Raw genomic sequence first — 16444 nt, 5'->3', positions numbered from 1 at the left:
GCTTTAGTTATGCTGCTTCTGAATTATCCGGTATTAACTGGTCGATCAGATCGCGAAAATTGAACTCATATTTTTGCTTATATCTGTTCCAGCCCTTGCGAATAGAGAACCTCGGAATAATTCCTGAAAGAGCAATTTTCATCATGCCTGCAGTGGTTGTATCCGGGCTTCTCCAGGGTATCCGAGAAATATTCAGACATGCCTGATTTTTACAAACGGTTAATAACTGCAATAATGCATAGCCTGCCATTTTCAAATGCATCCATCGAAGCAGTGTTCGCAATTTCTGCTGCCATAAATGGCAACAGCCAAAAGCATGTTTGAGTTGGTGAAACATTGGCTCTACCGGCCATCTCCGGGAATAGGCACGAAGCACCTCCAGTCCCTCAAGTTCCGGATTGGTCGAGATGAATATTCTGCTTTCGGTCAGACCTTTGTCATTTTCAAAGCGACTCCAGACGACGCGTACTTCACGACCTTTAAGGAATCTGGCGCGACAGATCAGGGTACGATAACGTATTTTGCGAAATTTGCCGTACATCCATACTGTTGCTTTTTCTTCCGGCAGTTTCTTAACCTGTTCTGTCGTCATCTTGATGCCGTACTTTTTTGGGCGCCCTCGCTTCTTTACGGTGGGTGCTGGCGGCAAAGCATAGAGGGCCCGATTTGAAGGTATCTGACCAACAACTTCTATGTTCATTTCCAGAGCTGGCTTTATCAGTGTCCAGTTCATATACCAGCAATCGGTTAGCAGGCGTAGCACTCGATCCTTCACTTCATTGCGTACCACCCTGAGCATGGCCACGGCAATTTTCAGTTTGCTGGTGTTACCTGAAGCTGGTGTCGGAAATGAGATCACCGGTATGGCGGTAAATACTTCATCTGCAGCCCGCTCAAATATGATGGCCAGGGAAACCCAACACTGCCCCCAGATGTACGTCGGCCGATTGCGTTTCTTGCTGTGTTGATGATGTGTACGACAAGCAGGGGCTTTGTCGGAAAACCGTTCGATTACCCAGTCATCAAGCCCCAGGACCACAGGTTGATTCTCAGGAGCTTTGGAGCAGACCAGACGGATCAAGTGGCGTGCCAAGTTCTTCCATTGCCACTTGCCCTGAGATAGCCAGTGGTGGTAGCTGCTCCACACACAATGAAAATCAATTGTTAACAACGCCTGTGTAACAAAGCCGTCGGCTGAAAGCATGCAACCGAACAGCAGTTCGCAGAACGTTGGTACTGCAGTTGATGATAGCGCTCCAGCAAGAAAGGTTGTATATGAAGCGAGCTCCCTGAGGATTACTTGATGATCTGAAGTGAGCATGGCAACCATCTCGAATTTCGTCATTGGGGATGGTTGCTTTTAGCAGATTATGCGCCGGAACTATTGTGCTCTTAAAACTCTAAAGTCGAGGAATCTTTACAGCTCTATTAAAAGAAGTTGCCGGAATCGGAAAGGCCTCCACTAGCTCTGGTATTAAGGCTGAAAAATAGCCGTTTTCACTCTTTACACTACGTAAGCTGTACATATAGCAGTAACTCCTTTTTAACTATTTTTATAATTTTGTGGCTTCCTGATTGGTTGGATCTAAAATAGCCGACGTAGTTATCTAGAGTTTTTTTTAGGTAAAAAGTTCCATTTAATTAAACGCTCTCGGCTTAAAGGGTTACCACAGGTAACCCTTTAAGCTTGTTTTTACAGGAAAAAATCAGTCGTCTCACGGCCCATGATGACACCACCAAAGTTACGTGCATATTTAGCAGGTTGGTTTGCGACGTGAGTCCGACCGGTTTGAATATCACGAAAGACTTGATTCACCTTGTGAGTATTGAAAACACCGGCTGATCCGCAATGCAGGTAGAGTTCGGTAATGGCATCCGCACAGCGTGTAGCCACAATGGCAGAGTCATAACGCATTTCCTGATTACCACTGATCGTACGTCATGACACAGGGAAAGATAATTTAAGAATATACGTGCAGCTTTTCATTCTTTATGTCTATAACCCGGTAAAGAAATAAGGCTCTTTTCGTATTGCAGACTGCTGATTTCATAAATCAGGCTGGAATCCTCCTGTGGCAGGGCTTGGCAATATTTAGCCAGCAGTTTCCTGAAGGCATTGTATATCAAGGCCTTTGGCCAATTTTCATTGCAGAGCAGTCTGTAACCCGAAAAGAGCCTGAAGGCATATCAAAACGCCGGTTAAACCGATAGTTGAACTCTGATAGATAACGGCCCAGATGCTTGGGGTCGAGCTTATGGTAAGTACCGGTAATCGCTGTTTTCACGTTTCCCAGCATGGTATTTACCCAGGTGAACAACTCATTCTCCATGGATGCATGCCCACCACCGGTAATGATGGCTGTGTGCTGGCATCCGGCATCTTCAATACCCCGGAAACAGGACAAGCCATCGCTGACGGCCCGGACACCCTTTTTCAGGGCATGTTCTGCCCACTCCTGAATGGTTTTTCGCCGGAAGTTATCAACGGCATTGAACTTCATGTAGATAGGGTGGTTATCAGCATCTGTCTGAACTGCGGCCACGAAGGGGGCTTTGTTCTCTGAGCCTCTGCCCCGGCGGCCTCCGTGGCGCTCTCCGCCCCAATAGGCGTCATCAATCTGAACAAAACCACTCAACTGCCAGCTGTTATCTCTTTCCATCATGACCTGCATGAGTTTGTGTTTCATGCGCAATGCGGCATTGTAGGAAATGCCAAGTTGTCGATGAAGCGTCAGGCAAGAAATCCCCGCTTTATTCTGGGTGACGAGATAGATACCCAGAAACCAGGTAGCTAGAGGCAGCTTTGTTGAGTCAAAGATAGTGTTACTGGTAAGCGAGGTTTGGCAACGGCAGCAATTGCACTGGAATTCAGCTTTCCGGTGAAGCTTGCAGAAACTGCGGGAGCCACACTTCGGGCATTGGAAGCCATCTGGCCAGCGCCAAGAGGACAGCGCGTTCTCACACTGCTCTTCACTGCCGTAATTAGCCAGAAATTGCATAATGCCAAGGCCTTTTTGGAACTGAATGGTGTTTTTACACATCAGTTTTACCTCCAAAACACATGACTATCGACGTTTATTATAGCAGCTGGCTCACGACGTAGGGTCGGTGGTAATCAGGACGCATTTTGACCCGCTCTTCGATGGCCAGAGGTTCACACCGTTCAGCTCGCTCAGTGAGGATATCAAAATTGTTGAACAGGATGGCTTTCAGATCGCTGACCACCAACATGGCATTGGCAGCAGCAGCCTGGGCACCCGGATCTTCAACCACTGCCTTGCCGTCATGCAGGGCAATACGCTTACGATTGAATTCGACAAAATCATCTACGGCTCCTTTCAGGGCACCGATGGCGGCAGATGATACAGCACGAACAAAAATCTGACCGAAAGGCAATCTGAACAGCGGCGCAGTGTTCACGGCGTTGCCCGGGCTGTTCTGCATAAAGCCGTCCAGGGCGCGGTGTGTGCGATACTCTGGCACAAATTTGTCTTTTACGACGATATCATGGGAGCCGGTAGCCTGCAGACCCATGGTGTCCCAGTTGTGGACGATTTCGTAATCTTCCCGTGGTACCAGAAATGTGCGGTAGTCGGGTGCCTCACCTTCATTTCCGGGGGGAACAATTGCGCCCAGGAATGCCCAATCACAGTGCCCGGAACCGGAAGAGAAGCCCCATTTACCGCTAAGCCTGTAACCCCCTTCAACATGCTCCACTTTACCAACAGGCATATAAGAAGAGGAGATCAGCACACGGGTGTCTTCACCCCAGACATCCTGTGCGGCGCGATCATCAAACAGGGCCAGTTGCCAGTTGTGGATAGCAACGACACCCAGAACCCAGGCTGCAGACATGCAGCCTTCAGCCAGTGTCATCTGGATGTCGAAAAAGTCATGAGGTTTCAGCTCATAGCCGCCCCATCTTGCAGGCTGGAGCATTCGGAAAAAGCCCGCTTGGTGAAAGTCTGCCATGGTTTCGTCGTGCAGTCTGCCCTGCCGATTGGCTGCAACGGTACGCTCTTTCAGCACTGGTACCAGCTCCCGGGCGCGTTCATTGAGTCTTTGACGAATCTGATCTTGATTATTCATTATTATTATCTCCAGTTGTCAATGCTTTGGACGAGGTCTTGCCTGAATTAAATCAGGCTCCTGGCAGTGTTGGCTGGTACCGGGTTAATTCCTGGCAGAGACCAAAGTACTCCGACTTCCCGAAAGCACGCTCCGGTTGGGTTATTAACTGTGAATTGAAACAGTCTGACGGGCTATCCACATACTCTAAATGGACCATCTTATGTTCAGGCATGGGAACTTATAGGGATGATTATTGACTAACTGCTTCAAATACTTTTGGTAGCTTACTGAAAAGAGTCGGTTTTACCTCTGATCAGATGGCTTATCATCAGTTGATTAGTTAACAGGTCTTGAAGATTGGTCTTACAAATTACTGGCATGAGCATAGCCGTGACGGAGTTTTTGATATGATGATAAATGATATGATGATAAACATTGAACTCCCAGTGTTCGAGTATTTTCTACCCCCTCCAGAGAGTTATAAGCAATGCGAGGAATTTGACGTTTCCCCTGCTGTTCAAGATGCACTGCTTAAGAAGGAATATAAAGAAATTATTCAGGATGAAAGCTTGTTTTGGCAAGCGTTCTGTTTGTCTTATTGTGCTTCTGTAGGGAACAGTTTTCAGTCTGAAGATGATCCAAGTTTTTTTCTTAAACTGAGTGATGATAAAAAGAAACTGACGTGTAAGGGGTACAGGCCAGTAATCCAAAGTGTTAAATCTATTGCAGAACAATTTAGATTGTTTTCAATGAATCTTGTGAGTGGAAGAGATGAGGTTGTTAAAGTTTTATACAAAGAAATAGCAAGTCATGTTCATTTTAGAGTTGAGGGCGGAGAAGATTGTATTTTTAAAAACTGGTTGTCAGATCGATCAATTAAAATACATAAAACCTGGTTTAATGATTATGTCCTTCCAAATATACCTTTCTTATTTGACTCTATAGGGCTGGCCTGTACTCAGGGTCAGCAGAGTTCGGAGGTTTTCAGAGAAAACTACGAAGACAGGAACGGTTCTAATTTAAAGCTTGTTGATCTCGATGTACTTACCATTACAATTCCGGATTTTCAACAGTATCCGATTCCTCCATTGATATTTCCAGACAGGGAAAAAAGCAAACTGTTGGATTTTTTTCAATCTCAATACAAAACAAAGAAAGACGGGGATATTGAGTTGCAAACTAAGGGTGGGGGGGTGTTAAAATGTCATACTGCGGTTATTTCTGCTTATGGTGGTGTGTTTCGTGAGATGCTGGATGCTGGCATGAAGGAATCCCAAAGTAAAATAATTAACCTTGACCATTTTTCAGAAAAAACCGTAATGGCTTGTCTTGATTTTCTATACTTTGGTAAGCAAGGTTTGTTGTATGCTTCTGTCATCGAAAATCAAGTTGATCTGCTTGAGTTGTTTTCCATGGCTCATACTTATCAGATTGAAGATTTAATTACATACTGTGGCAACTTAATCACTCGTTGTTATGGTCAGGATTCCAAAGAATGCATCAAGTCTATGGCTGACCTGTATTCAAATAGACATTTGCAGGATTTCTATACATATCTTTGTGCAATGAACAGTCATTCAGCTGATTCTGGCATGCTGGCAGTTTAAGATTCGGTTCGATTGCTTAGTCTTCCTGGACAATGATGCTCTCTGGTCACAGCGACACAATTGAGTTAGCGCTGTTGTAAGTGCTAGTCAATCATTCCCAGCATTGATCCAGGAGCGGATAATGAATAATTCCAAACAGTGCCAGGGGTCGCTGCCTGAAATATTAAAAGCAAAGATGCTTCAGTCCATGCGCCGTCTGGCCAGTTCCGTGACGGTGATTTCATCCGCTAATGGTGAGCAGCGCCATGCGATGGCCGCTACAGCAGTCACCTCTTTGTCTGTTGAACCCCCTTCAGTGCTGGTTTGTGTCAACCAGTCCACGGCCATGCATGCACTTCTGGAAGAGGGTGTGGATTTCTGTGTCAATGTTCTCAGTCGTGAACAGGAGCAAGTTTCTGCCATGTGCGGTGGTAGGGCTCAAGGAGAGGCTCGTTTTCAGACAGGCAACTGGACAAGCAGTGATGAAGGACTTCCTTATTTGAGTGATGCTCAGTCAGTGCTGATCTGTGAGCAGGACGGCAAGTACAGTTATGGTACACATACGATTTATAAGTAGTTGATAATTTGCTTTCGGATAAATTGACTGAACGATTATTTAGTATTTGCAAACGAAATCATATGACTCTCTCCAAATGAAGCGAACACTCGTTCAACTTCCTTTTCAAATTCCGTGAAACTCTTGATTGACAATAGATTGAGCCATTCATACTTTACTTTCCTCCACAGGATCTCAATCAGATTGAGTTCAGGTGAATATGTTGGAAGAAAGCAGATCAGTAACTTTTTCTCAAGAGTCCAGTCAGCGATTCTGTCACGAAACTTTTTGCTGGTATGAATACCACGGCAAAAACATGAGCATTATTTGAACAGACAAACAGGCTAAAAAAGGACAAAATACTCATTTTCTATCAGCCTATGCCTTCAAAAGCCTTATTCTCAAAATTCAGTACACTCACCGATCCTCGTGACCCAAAGAAAACTACTCACATTTTGGCGGAGATTATGTTCATCTCTGTTTGCGCCATCCTTTGTGGTGCCGATGACTGGAACGCCATAAGACTGTTTGCCAAAACCAAAGAACGCTGGTTCCGACAGCATCTGACTTTGCCCGGTGGAATTCCTGTCGCTATCACATTTAATCGAGTCTTTGCCGCGATCGATCCTGATGAGTTTCGCCAGATCTTTATCCAATGGATCCGGGATGTGCTTTCAGGTTTGCAACTTTCTGATAGCAGAATCGTGGCAATCGATGGAAAAACCATCAAAGGTTCTGCCTGGAACAAAGGTAAAGATGCCATTCACATGGTTAATGCCTGGTGCACCAAGGCCGGGCTGTCCCTTGGTCAATATAAGGTAGATGCCAAGTCTAATGAAATTACTGCTATTCCTGAACTGCTCAAACTGCTTGAGTTGGCAGGTAGCCTGGTCACCATCGATGCAATGGGCTGCCAGAAGAAAATCGCCACAGCCATCCTGAAAAAAGAAGCGGACTATCTGCTTGCTGTGAAGGGTAACCAGAAAAAACTTTATGGTGAACTTACTCGCGCTTTTGAACAGCTGTGGCAAGAAAATCCGGAAGATGGTCCATGCCCTGAGTTTGCTGAGCAGGAAGGTAAATCTCATGGTCGTCGTGAACATCGTAGATGCTGGGTAATCAACGATATCGCGGAAGGTTCCAACGCGTCAGGCTGGCAGGCCAAAACGATAGCAGCCGTCCAGTTAGACAGCCAGAAAAAAGGCAAAGGGAGCACATTAATCCGTTGTAACTGTTCAGCACCCCCACATAAATCTGGAATTTTCTGATTTTTATACCATCCTCTTAAGCACCATTTTTCCACAATATTCGCCAGCATGATTCCAGAACTACCCGCAACTATGTCGGCTGAGATTCTCTTGAAAGAGAATGCAGAGCTGCGGATGAGAGTTGCCTGTCTGGAAGAGCGATGTCGAGAATTGGAAGAAAAGGTTGGCAAGAACAGTCAAAACAGCAGCAAGCCGCCATCGTCTGATGGTTATCAAAAACCTTGTAAAAACAGTAATTCTCCAGATCATTCTGACGACCTTTCCGCAGATAAAGGTACCGATCCATCGGATGAAAAACCCAATCCTAAAAGTCTGAGACAGTCTTCTGGTAATAAAGCCGGTGGAAAGAAAGGGCATCAGGGCACTTGTCTTAAACAGGTCGATATCCCTGACTATATTGAGTACCTTCCGGTTAAAGAATGCAATAAATGTCAGGCGTCTCTTCTTGATAGTGAGCCGGTCAAATATATTGAACGACAGGTGTTTGAACCAGGGAGACCGGGTGAATTTGAAGTAACGGCCCATAGAGCTGAAGTAAAAATCTGCACTTGTGGTTGTCGGAATCAGGCTGAATTCCCGGAAGGTGTTACCGCTGCCGCACAATATGGCTCAGCCACACAGGCTATGGCCGTCTATCTTAACCAATACCATTTCCTGCCTTTTAAGCGCGTGTCAGAGTATTTTAATACTCTCTATAAAATGAGTGTAAGTGCAGGCACTGTCGCCAATTTTGTGGCCAGAACCTATGAAAATCTGGCTTCTACTGAAGAGGTTATTCGTGACGCCTTGCGGGAATCGTCTGTTGCCGGAGCCGATGAAACGGGTATGCGGGCCGAGGGCTCTTTGCACTGGCTACACGTTATGCGGGATGAACAATGGACGCTCTACTACTTGTCTGAAAAGCGAGGTCGTGAGGCCATGGACACGATGGGCATACTGCTAACATTTGCAGGCGTTCTGGTTCATGATCATTGGAAATCCTATTTTGCATATGCGGCAACTCACGTACTTTGCAATGCCCATCACCTGAGGGAGCTTTTGGGTGTTGTTGATAGGGACAGCAATCAACTGGCGTTGCGATTGATGAAGCTACTGAGGCTTTCCTGGCATTACTGCAAGGGCTTTAAGACCATAGGTATGCTACAGATGCCAAGTGTTGTCTGTGAACGAATCGAGAAGATTTATGACCGGTTGCTTCAGCGGGCTCTAATGAAAGAAGTCGTCTATATGGAGAAGCAACGAGAGGAGCTTAAGCGCAAGAAAGTCAAGAATACTAAAGCTTACAATCTCTTCAAACGACTCACTGAGTTCAAGGCTGAGACACTGCGCTTCATGTCAGATTTTACCATTCCCTTCGATAACAATGGCAGTGAGCGGGATGTTCGAATGGCCAAGTTAAAGCAGAAAATCTCAGGCTGCTTCAGGAGTGCAGACGGTGGTTCTATGTTTGCACGGATTCGCAGCTATTTGTCGTCTGCCAGAAAACAGGGAATGGACATATATCAATCACTTCATAGAGCTGTTCGGAATTACTGTAATATGCCTTTGCTCAGTGCTGAATAGTTACGTCAAGTCTATGGCGCTGGCCGGATTGCCCTGAGGCAGATGGAATGGAGCGTATTCCGCTACCGCAATTTCCGTGTCTGGTCTGTTGCGCAATTCATCCCGCCGTGCTGAGTTGAACAGTCTTTTTGCGCCTGACTATCATAACGACGGCAACCAATGTGCACACTACCACCAGGAACGGTAGAACTTCCATAAGCTGACCACTGGCGGTGAAGGTAATAACCAACATCAGCAACCAGCCGCTGATCATCGGAATCAGGGTTCTGCGCACGATATCAAAAGGCGACAGACCGGCAATACCCGCTACGGCAATAATAACGCCGGCAATGGGTGAGATTGTGCGCCCCATCCCGGCAGAGAGCTGGATAGGCAGCATCATCTCGGCAACATTCGCCCCGATCCTATGGGCAATATCGGGAACCATGGGAGCGAAAGAGAAGAAAGCCGCATTCCCGGACCCCATCAGGGCTGAGATGGTGAATGTCAGAATGGCCATAAACAGCACAATAATACTGGCCGAGAATCCTGCCTGACTGCCAGCATGCAACAGAGCATCAACAGCACCAATCGACTTGAGGCCCATGGCAAAGGTTTCACCGGCAATAATGAGGGTAACTACCGTGGCAAACACCTTGCCCATATTGTCGAATAGGTCCTGCAGTTTGCTGAACACAATCCTGATATCACGATGTCGAAGATACTCAAAAGTCAGACTGATAAATGCGCTGACCAGGATAGCCGTTGGCAGACCTACCCGGATGGTGCCTACCCCCATTTTGCTGAAGGTCAGCATCAGAAACAGTGGCACTGGAAATAAACAATGACAGTGCCTGTCCCAGTATAAAGGCCATGGTCAGCATCACATAGGGTGAATTAAGTTGCATCAGGGGCCTGGCCGTGATCCGGACCATGACCTGGCTGGCACCAATGGCGGACATTAAAACTGCAAAGCCACCAATCAGCATAATCTGCAGGCCAAGCCCGCCAGCGCGATTGGCAAATGTTTTGCTGATGTATTCAAAAACGTCAAAGCCCACCCAACCCGTTGACGGACTGACAAAGGTGGGGTGGCTGGTCACCATGGCGATGGCCATCATGGCGATGCCGGTTAAAAACAGGACCCCTTGGGGGTTGTAGTTCTTAAGAATCAGACGACCAGCAAACAGCAATCCGATCACTGCAATAATTAAACTCATGTCCATTCCTTACTCGAAATTGCCCGCGATCAGCAGTTCATGGTTCTGCATTAATGACTTCCCACCGGCGATCACGCCATTCAGCGTAAAATCATCATTAAATACACAGATATCGGCATCCTGACCCACCTCAATTCGTCCTTTGTTGATCCCAGTGAGCTGGCCACATTGGCTGTCATCATGGCTATCGCCTGTTCCGGGCAGATGCCCTGATCAATGATCAACGGCAATAAAAGCAGATTGCTGTCCACTGAAGCTGCGCTCAGTCCAATGGTTTCTCCCCGATCATTGAACTTCGGGATACTGCCATTACCGTCTGAACTGATGGTGATTCGGGAAGCCGGCACATCAGATTCCAGGGCCAGTTTGACCACTTGTTCCGGTGGCATAAAACGACTGCCGCCGGAGGTAATATCGATAAATCCGCCTTTGTGAGCAAACCTGATCGCATCGGCAAAAAGCGGCTCTGTACGGGCAACGTGAGTGGGTGAGATGTGCTGGACCGGTATTCCCATGGCCAGCAACTCATCAACCTGGTCAAAAGGCCGTGGTAATCCACCCATATGGATATGAAGCACACCTTTTTTACCGGCCAGCAGGCTGGCAATACGAATATCCGACACAATTCTTGCCAGTTCCTGAGTCGTTGGAAACGAGCTTCGATGGTCAGCCAGGGCTATCTTGACGCCGAGAATGGCCGGAATAAACGTCAGGTCATCACGGATGGAACCGGTAATTGTACGGGTTGGCACCTCGTAAGAGCCGGTATGCATGTAGGCAGTGATGCCCTCGGCAGTCAATGCAGCAGCCTTGGCGTACAGATCTTTGGGTGAGCGTGAAATGCCATCCGTGCCCAGAACACCAATAGCCGTTGTCGTGCCAGCCTTGATCAGGCTGGAAAGCGTTACCTGAGGTGTACGACTGTTGAAGCCTGCCTCACCACCGCCACCGGTAAGATGTAAATGCTGATCAATAAGGCCGGGAGTTACCGTTTTCCCATGGCAGTCAATGACGCTTACATCATTCAGGCCGCTGACATTCAATCCCGTTTCAATTGCCAGAATTTTTCCCTGACCAAGCAGAATATCTGCCTTACCGACATATTCTGGCTTGTATAAATTGGTATTTTTAAGAATGGTAAACATAACGTTTCTCAGCTTAATAAAGTGCCGGCACCACGATTGTTATGCAAAAGTAGAGAGGGAAATTAAAGGTCAAATAAATAACGGGATTGAGCATACCCAGTGCTAGAATAAAAGTATTTTGTTTTCCATTGCTAATTATGAATAATGTTATTCATTGGAAACATAGCAGTAACTGATAGCGGTAACTGATAGCGGTAACTGATAGGCGTAACGGGTCGAATGTCTTCTCTGGAATTTAAATGGCTTGATGATTTCATAAGCCTTAAGGATCTCGGTAACTTCTCAGCGGCAGCCGCTGCAAGGCATGTCACCCAATCGGCTTTCAGTCGACGTATACAGGCCCTGGAGTTCTGGGTAGGGGTACCGTTATTTGACCGAACTTCCTACCCAATAAAATTGACAGAAGATGGCAAAAAATTTGTGCCCTATGTGGAAAAAATGCTTCAGCTCATCCGGGAAACCGCTGATGATTTTTCCCAGGCATCCCTGCGGACTGATAACACCGTTCGGATCGTTTGCCTTCACTCTTTTGCATTAAACCTTCTACCTGAACTGTTCAGCAAGGCAGGAAAGAGACTGGAAGGGCTTAACTTTTCACTCACCCCCTCAATACAGGGGATCGACAACCACTTCCAGGCATTGCTGGACAACGCCTGTGACATTATTTTTGTCTATGACACCCAGGGTATGCGCCCCTCATTTCTGCTGGAGGATAAGGTAGAGCGCATGCTTGTTGCCACTACCCGTATTATCCCGGTCATCGCCCCGCAACTGCTTGACAGCCTTACCGATCAACAGCCCCTGCCCTATCTTGCTTATTCAAAGCAGACCTTCTTGGTACGCCCGGCATGGGCATGAACTGATGGGGTGAAAGTCCCCTGTGGGAGAACCTACATCTGACTGGCGGTAAAGACGCCTGCTGATGACAACCACTAGCTTAAGGCAAGTGCAGTCCCGCGAGGGGCTGTGCGGAGGCAGTCTGAGTGCAAAGGTGCGAGCCGACGTACAGAAATCGCATATAAGGCTGAGTCTCTGGGCGAGTGAGCCAAGGATCACAAAGCCCTATGGTTCGTGAGACACGGTAAATGCGGCGGTTGTGCACTGAAAGTTCATGTCCTTATCCGGGGAGATCTGTTCAACATGCGATTGGTAATTCCCAGTTCTCAGCCACTGGTTACAACAGGCTCGGCGAACAGGTCTCATCATCCTGTTCGAGCAAACCCGATGGCAACCAATAGCGCCAGCAGAGGTAACTCCGCGTGGTGATTGGACAGAAGTCAGCAGAGGCCATAGTAGCTGTACGACAGAAGCCATTAACGGATGGGAAGTCGTTAGCGAAGGGCCGAACATCGACGACAAAGAGGAGACTGATTCCCTCAAGGCGATGCAGCCGTCCGGCGACTCACCGTACTTGGCGACAGAATCTTTAACCAGCTTTGAACCATGATCTACTAAATTGCGTACTTGAACCGGCTAATCTGGCAAGTGCATGGAAACAGGTCAAAAGCAACAAGGGTGCTCCGGGTATTGATGGAGTCACTATTGAAGCTTATCCAGACTTTGCCAAACAGCATTGGCCTTCAGTGCGTCAAGCCTTATTGGACGGAACCTACCAGCCATCATCCGTGCGCCGACATGTTATAGAAAAGCCGGACGGCGGTGAGCGTTTGCTGGGAATCCCTACCGTGATGGATAGGGTCATACAGCAGGCCATTGTGCAGGTGCTGACCCCTGTCTTTGATCTGACTCTTGATCACATCTCTCCAGCGCTGAACTGCCGGGCTATCTGCCAGGTTTTTACCCGATCCTGCAATTTCGCCCAGCCTTCCCATACCACTAACCAGCCGGGCTGCCCTGTATGCTTTGAATCACCCCAACCACCAAGCCGAGCAATCGTTTGAAGCAGCCAAGTGACTGTTGGCGGCTTATCGGGCAACGCTTTTTTTTCATAGGTTAGCCAGAGAACCTGCCATTCATCATCACTGACCACCTCATTCGCGAGTGTTTTTTCACTCCAAAGCTTTCTGTCTTTGTGCTGCCTGTCATTCGGTAACATTAATGCTTCACGGATTTGCATTAGTCTGACAGCGACAAACATTAATATGACCGCAAGTCGTTCAATGTTATCCGGAGATTGCAGACGAAGCCTTTCTACTCCTGCTCCCGATTTCCAAGCCTTATGGAACTCTTCTATTCGCCATCGGAGCTCGTAAAATCGAATGATAGAGCGACAGTCTTCGAATGTTTCAATATCTTCAGTTGTCAATAGTACCCAGTGCAAACGGTCTTCGGAGTCATTGCCAATCTCTTCAGCCGACACAATATTCATAGTTACCGGTTCCGGCCTGCCGCCTGGCCTTTGCGGCGCCTGTATTGTCATCTTCTTTCTTTTGACCTGCAGCGTTGCCTTTCGCTTCTTTCTACCTCCTTTTTGAGGAACCACTATCGTATATTTCCCCAACACTTCAGTCTGAGCTAAGGAATCAAATAATAAGAGTTCGCCATCCACCAGGATTCTGTTTTGTGTAGCTCTTACAACAAACCGCTGTCGGTTATCCAGTTTGTAGTGCATATATTCGTATATATCCGCCTCCCGGTCGCAAACACTGATGATGTCAGGCATTTTACCCCCCATCCTTTGTTCTGTGTTTTCAGAGGCTCTTTGCCACTTAAAGCTTTCCTTTCCCTCGTAAGGTAGCTGACGACGTTGGTTCTTTTTCCCCCGCTGAACGTCCTCTCTAACCCATCGTTCTTGATCAATAAGCCCAATGCTTCGCTCTGTATCCGCATCAACCAAGAAGACAGAGTGGACGTGGAATCCTCTGGTTTTAGAGCCTTCAGGACCTCCAAGATCACCAAGCTCGGATCTGACAGCATGTTTATAACCCAGGGTTGTTGTATCTTCGAGAGCCAGAAGTAGGCGAGACTGTCTCGCTATTTTGGCCTATTTTGGCAGTTGCCTGAAAGCCTGCCTCAGCTATTGCTTCAGGCTTTACGGCCTCATTCTCAATCAGCCGGTAAGCTCCAGTTACCAGTGCGGTATAACCTTCGCATGAAGATGACAAAGAATTACCGGTATGAGCTGAAAGCTCGGCAGCAACTTTGACAAGTCGTTTTGTACGTCGAGTATCGCCCAAATCAGCACATCCAAAAGTTAGTTCTGACCATGGTTTAGGAGAAAGTGGAAGCATGACCTGTTTTATCAGTGAGAAATGATAGAACAAGGTAGCTATTTGTGATCAAGAGACAGCCTCTTAAGCACCATTTTTCCACAATATTCGCCAGCATGATTCCAGAACTACCCGCAACTATGTCGGCTGAGATTCTCTTGAAAGAGAATGCAGAGCTGCGGATGAGAGTTGCCTGTCTGGAAGAGCGATGTCGAGAATTGGAAGAAAAGGTTGGCAAGAACAGTCAAAACAGCAGCAAGCCGCCATCGTCTGATGGTTATCAAAAACCTTGTAAAAACAGTAATTCTCCAGATCATTCTGACGACCTTTCCGCAGATAAAGGTACCGATCCATCGGATGAAAAACCCAATCCTAAAAGTCTGAGACAGTCTTCTGGTAATAAAGCCGGTGGAAAGAAAGGGCATCAGGGCACTTGTCTTAAACAGGTCGATATCCCTGACTATATTGAGTACCTTCCGGTTAAAGAATGCAATAAATGTCAGGCGTCTCTTCTTGATAGTGAGCCGGTCAAATATATTGAACGACAGGTGTTTGAACCAGGGAGACCGGGTGAATTTGAAGTAACGGCCCATAGAGCTGAAGTAAAAATCTGCACTTGTGGTTGTCGGAATCAGGCTGAATTCCCGGAAGGTGTTACCGCTGCCGCACAATATGGCTCAGCCACACAGGCTATGGCCGTCTATCTTAACCAATACCATTTCCTGCCTTTTAAGCGCGTGTCAGAGTATTTTAATACTCTCTATAAAATGAGTGTAAGTGCAGGCACTGTCGCCAATTTTGTGGCCAGAACCTATGAAAATCTGGTTCTACTGAAGAGGTTATTCGTGACGCCTTGCGGGAATCGTCTGTTGCCGGAGCCGATGAAACGGGTATGCGGGCCGAGGGCTCTTTGCACTGGCTACACGTTATGCGGGATGAACAATGGACGCTCTACTACTTGTCTGAAAAGCGAGGTCGTGAGGCCATGGACACGATGGGCATACTGCTAACATTTGCAGGCGTTCTGGTTCATGATCATTGGAAATCCTATTTTGCATATGCGGCAACTCACGTACTTTGCAATGCCCATCACCTGAGGGAGCTTTTGGGTGTTGTTGATAGGGACAGCAATCAACTGGCGTTGCGATTGATGAAGCTACTGAGGCTTTCCTGGCATTACTGCAAGGGCTTTAAGACCATAGGTATGCTACAGATGCCAAGTGTTGTCTGTGAACGAATCGAGAAGATTTATGACCGGTTGCTTCAGCGGGCTCTAATGAAAGAAGTCGTCTATATGGAGAAGCAACGAGAGGAGCTTAAGCGCAAGAAAGTCAAGAATACTAAAGCTTACAATCTCTTCAAACGACTCACTGAGTTCAAGGCTGAGACACTGCGCTTCATGTCAGATTTTACCATTCCCTTCGATAACAATGGCAGTGAGCGGGATGTTCGAATGGCCAAGTTAAAGCAGAAAATCTCAGGCTGCTTCAGGAGTGCAGACGGTGGTTCTATGTTTGCACGGATTCGCAGCTATTTGTCGTCTGCCAGAAAACAGGGAATGGACATATATCAATCACTTCATAGAGCTGTTCGGAATTACTGTAATATGCCTTTGCTCAGTGCTGAATAGTTACTTACTGTTTTTACAAGGTTTTTGATAACCATCAGACGATGGCGGCTTGCTGCTGTTTTGACTGTTCTTGCCAACCTTTTCTTCCAATTCTCGACATCGCTCTTCCAGACAGGCAACTCTCATCCGCAGCTCTGCATTCTCTTTCAAGAGAATCTCAGCCGACATAGTTGCGGGTAGTTCTGGAATCATGCTGGCGAATATTGTGGAAAAATGGTGCTTAAGAGGATGGTATAAAAATCAGAAAATTCCAGAT

At 47.1% G+C, this 16444-nt stretch carries 16 protein-coding genes and 1 pseudogene; 7 read left to right on the top strand and 10 right to left on the bottom strand.

The window, feature by feature from the left end; all coding sequences use genetic code 11:
- Positions 1–7: 7 nt before the first annotated feature.
- From MJO57_RS23410 to MJO57_RS23395, 4 genes are all read right to left on the bottom strand, one after another.
- A complete protein-coding gene (locus MJO57_RS23410; protein WP_252017304.1) occupies positions 8–1345 on the bottom strand; it encodes a transposase in 1338 nt (445 codons plus the stop codon).
- Positions 1346–1693: 348 nt separating this feature from the next.
- Positions 1694–1915 (bottom strand): hypothetical protein, encoded by a 222-nt coding sequence (locus MJO57_RS23405; RefSeq protein WP_252019152.1) that lies wholly within the window; start codon positions 1913–1915, stop codon positions 1694–1696.
- Between the two features lie 208 nt (positions 1916–2123).
- Positions 2124–3041, bottom strand: coding sequence for an IS1595 family transposase (locus MJO57_RS23400; RefSeq protein ID WP_252019150.1), 918 nt, complete (start codon positions 3039–3041; stop codon positions 2124–2126).
- A 37-nt stretch (positions 3042–3078) separates the two neighbouring features.
- Positions 3079–4089 (bottom strand): flavin-dependent monooxygenase, encoded by a 1011-nt coding sequence (locus MJO57_RS23395; protein WP_252019148.1) that lies wholly within the window; start codon positions 4087–4089, stop codon positions 3079–3081.
- A 332-nt stretch (positions 4090–4421) separates the two neighbouring features.
- On the opposite strand from MJO57_RS23395, the gene MJO57_RS23390 reads away from it, so the two are divergent.
- The gene (locus MJO57_RS23390; RefSeq protein ID WP_252019147.1) at positions 4422–5678 is read left to right on the top strand and encodes a BTB/POZ domain-containing protein; all 1257 of its coding nucleotides are present in this window, start codon (positions 4422–4424) and stop codon (positions 5676–5678) included.
- A gap of 121 nt (positions 5679–5799) precedes the next feature.
- Complete coding sequence (locus tag MJO57_RS23385; RefSeq protein ID WP_252019145.1) at positions 5800–6234, top strand: flavin reductase family protein; 435 nt, start codon at positions 5800–5802, stop codon at positions 6232–6234.
- Between the two features lie 35 nt (positions 6235–6269).
- Here MJO57_RS23385 and MJO57_RS33425 read toward each other — a convergent pair whose 3' ends face one another.
- Positions 6270–6515, bottom strand: coding sequence for a transposase (locus tag MJO57_RS33425; protein ID WP_371924905.1), 246 nt, complete (start codon positions 6513–6515; stop codon positions 6270–6272).
- A 78-nt stretch (positions 6516–6593) separates the two neighbouring features.
- Between MJO57_RS33425 and MJO57_RS23380 the strand changes: the two genes are divergently transcribed.
- Both MJO57_RS23380 and MJO57_RS23375 read left to right on the top strand, forming a co-directional pair.
- Positions 6594–7481, top strand: coding sequence for an ISAs1 family transposase (locus MJO57_RS23380; protein ID WP_252019143.1), 888 nt, complete (start codon positions 6594–6596; stop codon positions 7479–7481).
- A gap of 48 nt (positions 7482–7529) precedes the next feature.
- Entirely contained in the window at positions 7530–9044 is a 1515-nt protein-coding gene (locus tag MJO57_RS23375) for an IS66 family transposase (RefSeq protein ID WP_252017330.1), read from the top strand.
- Between the two features lie 97 nt (positions 9045–9141).
- Here MJO57_RS23375 and dcuC read toward each other — a convergent pair whose 3' ends face one another.
- The 3 genes from dcuC to iadA form a co-directional block, all read right to left on the bottom strand.
- On the bottom strand, positions 9142–9822 hold the full coding sequence (dcuC, locus tag MJO57_RS23370; RefSeq protein ID WP_252027096.1) for a C4-dicarboxylate transporter DcuC: 681 nt from the start codon (positions 9820–9822) through the stop codon (positions 9142–9144).
- Positions 9749–10243, bottom strand: a complete 495-nt coding sequence (locus MJO57_RS23365; RefSeq protein ID WP_252019141.1) for a hypothetical protein — start codon at positions 10241–10243, stop codon at positions 9749–9751. Before MJO57_RS23365 ends, dcuC begins: the two co-directional genes overlap by 74 nt.
- 80 nt (positions 10244–10323) lie before the next feature.
- Positions 10324–11388 (bottom strand): beta-aspartyl-peptidase, encoded by a 1065-nt coding sequence (gene iadA / locus MJO57_RS23360; RefSeq protein ID WP_252019140.1) that lies wholly within the window; start codon positions 11386–11388, stop codon positions 10324–10326.
- A gap of 219 nt (positions 11389–11607) precedes the next feature.
- On the opposite strand from iadA, the gene MJO57_RS23355 reads away from it, so the two are divergent.
- Complete coding sequence (locus MJO57_RS23355; protein WP_252019138.1) at positions 11608–12246, top strand: LysR family transcriptional regulator; 639 nt, start codon at positions 11608–11610, stop codon at positions 12244–12246.
- Between the two features lie 895 nt (positions 12247–13141).
- On the opposite strand, the pseudogene MJO57_RS23350 reads toward MJO57_RS23355, so the two are convergent.
- A pseudogene (locus MJO57_RS23350) lies at positions 13142–14579 on the bottom strand (IS4 family transposase).
- Between the two features lie 95 nt (positions 14580–14674).
- Between MJO57_RS23350 and MJO57_RS23345 the strand changes: the two are divergent.
- Together MJO57_RS23345 and MJO57_RS23340 are read left to right on the top strand one after the other, a co-directional pair.
- Entirely contained in the window at positions 14675–15568 is an 894-nt protein-coding gene (locus MJO57_RS23345) for a DUF6444 domain-containing protein (RefSeq protein ID WP_252019136.1), read from the top strand.
- Positions 15451–16188, top strand: coding sequence for a transposase (locus MJO57_RS23340; RefSeq protein ID WP_252022361.1), 738 nt, complete (start codon positions 15451–15453; stop codon positions 16186–16188). The genes MJO57_RS23345 and MJO57_RS23340 overlap by 118 nt, the downstream gene beginning before the upstream one ends.
- Here the strand turns inward: MJO57_RS23340 and MJO57_RS23335 are convergent, their stop codons facing one another.
- The gene (locus MJO57_RS23335; protein ID WP_371924672.1) at positions 16189–16380 is read right to left on the bottom strand and encodes a DUF6444 domain-containing protein; all 192 of its coding nucleotides are present in this window, start codon (positions 16378–16380) and stop codon (positions 16189–16191) included.
- Positions 16381–16444 lie beyond the last annotated feature (64 nt).

This window comes from Endozoicomonas sp. SCSIO W0465 (assembly GCF_023716865.1).
Classification (GTDB): domain Bacteria; phylum Pseudomonadota; class Gammaproteobacteria; order Pseudomonadales; family Endozoicomonadaceae; genus Endozoicomonas.
The sequence above is the reverse complement of the archived record's forward strand: the minus strand, read 5'-3'. Positions and strand labels throughout refer to the sequence as shown.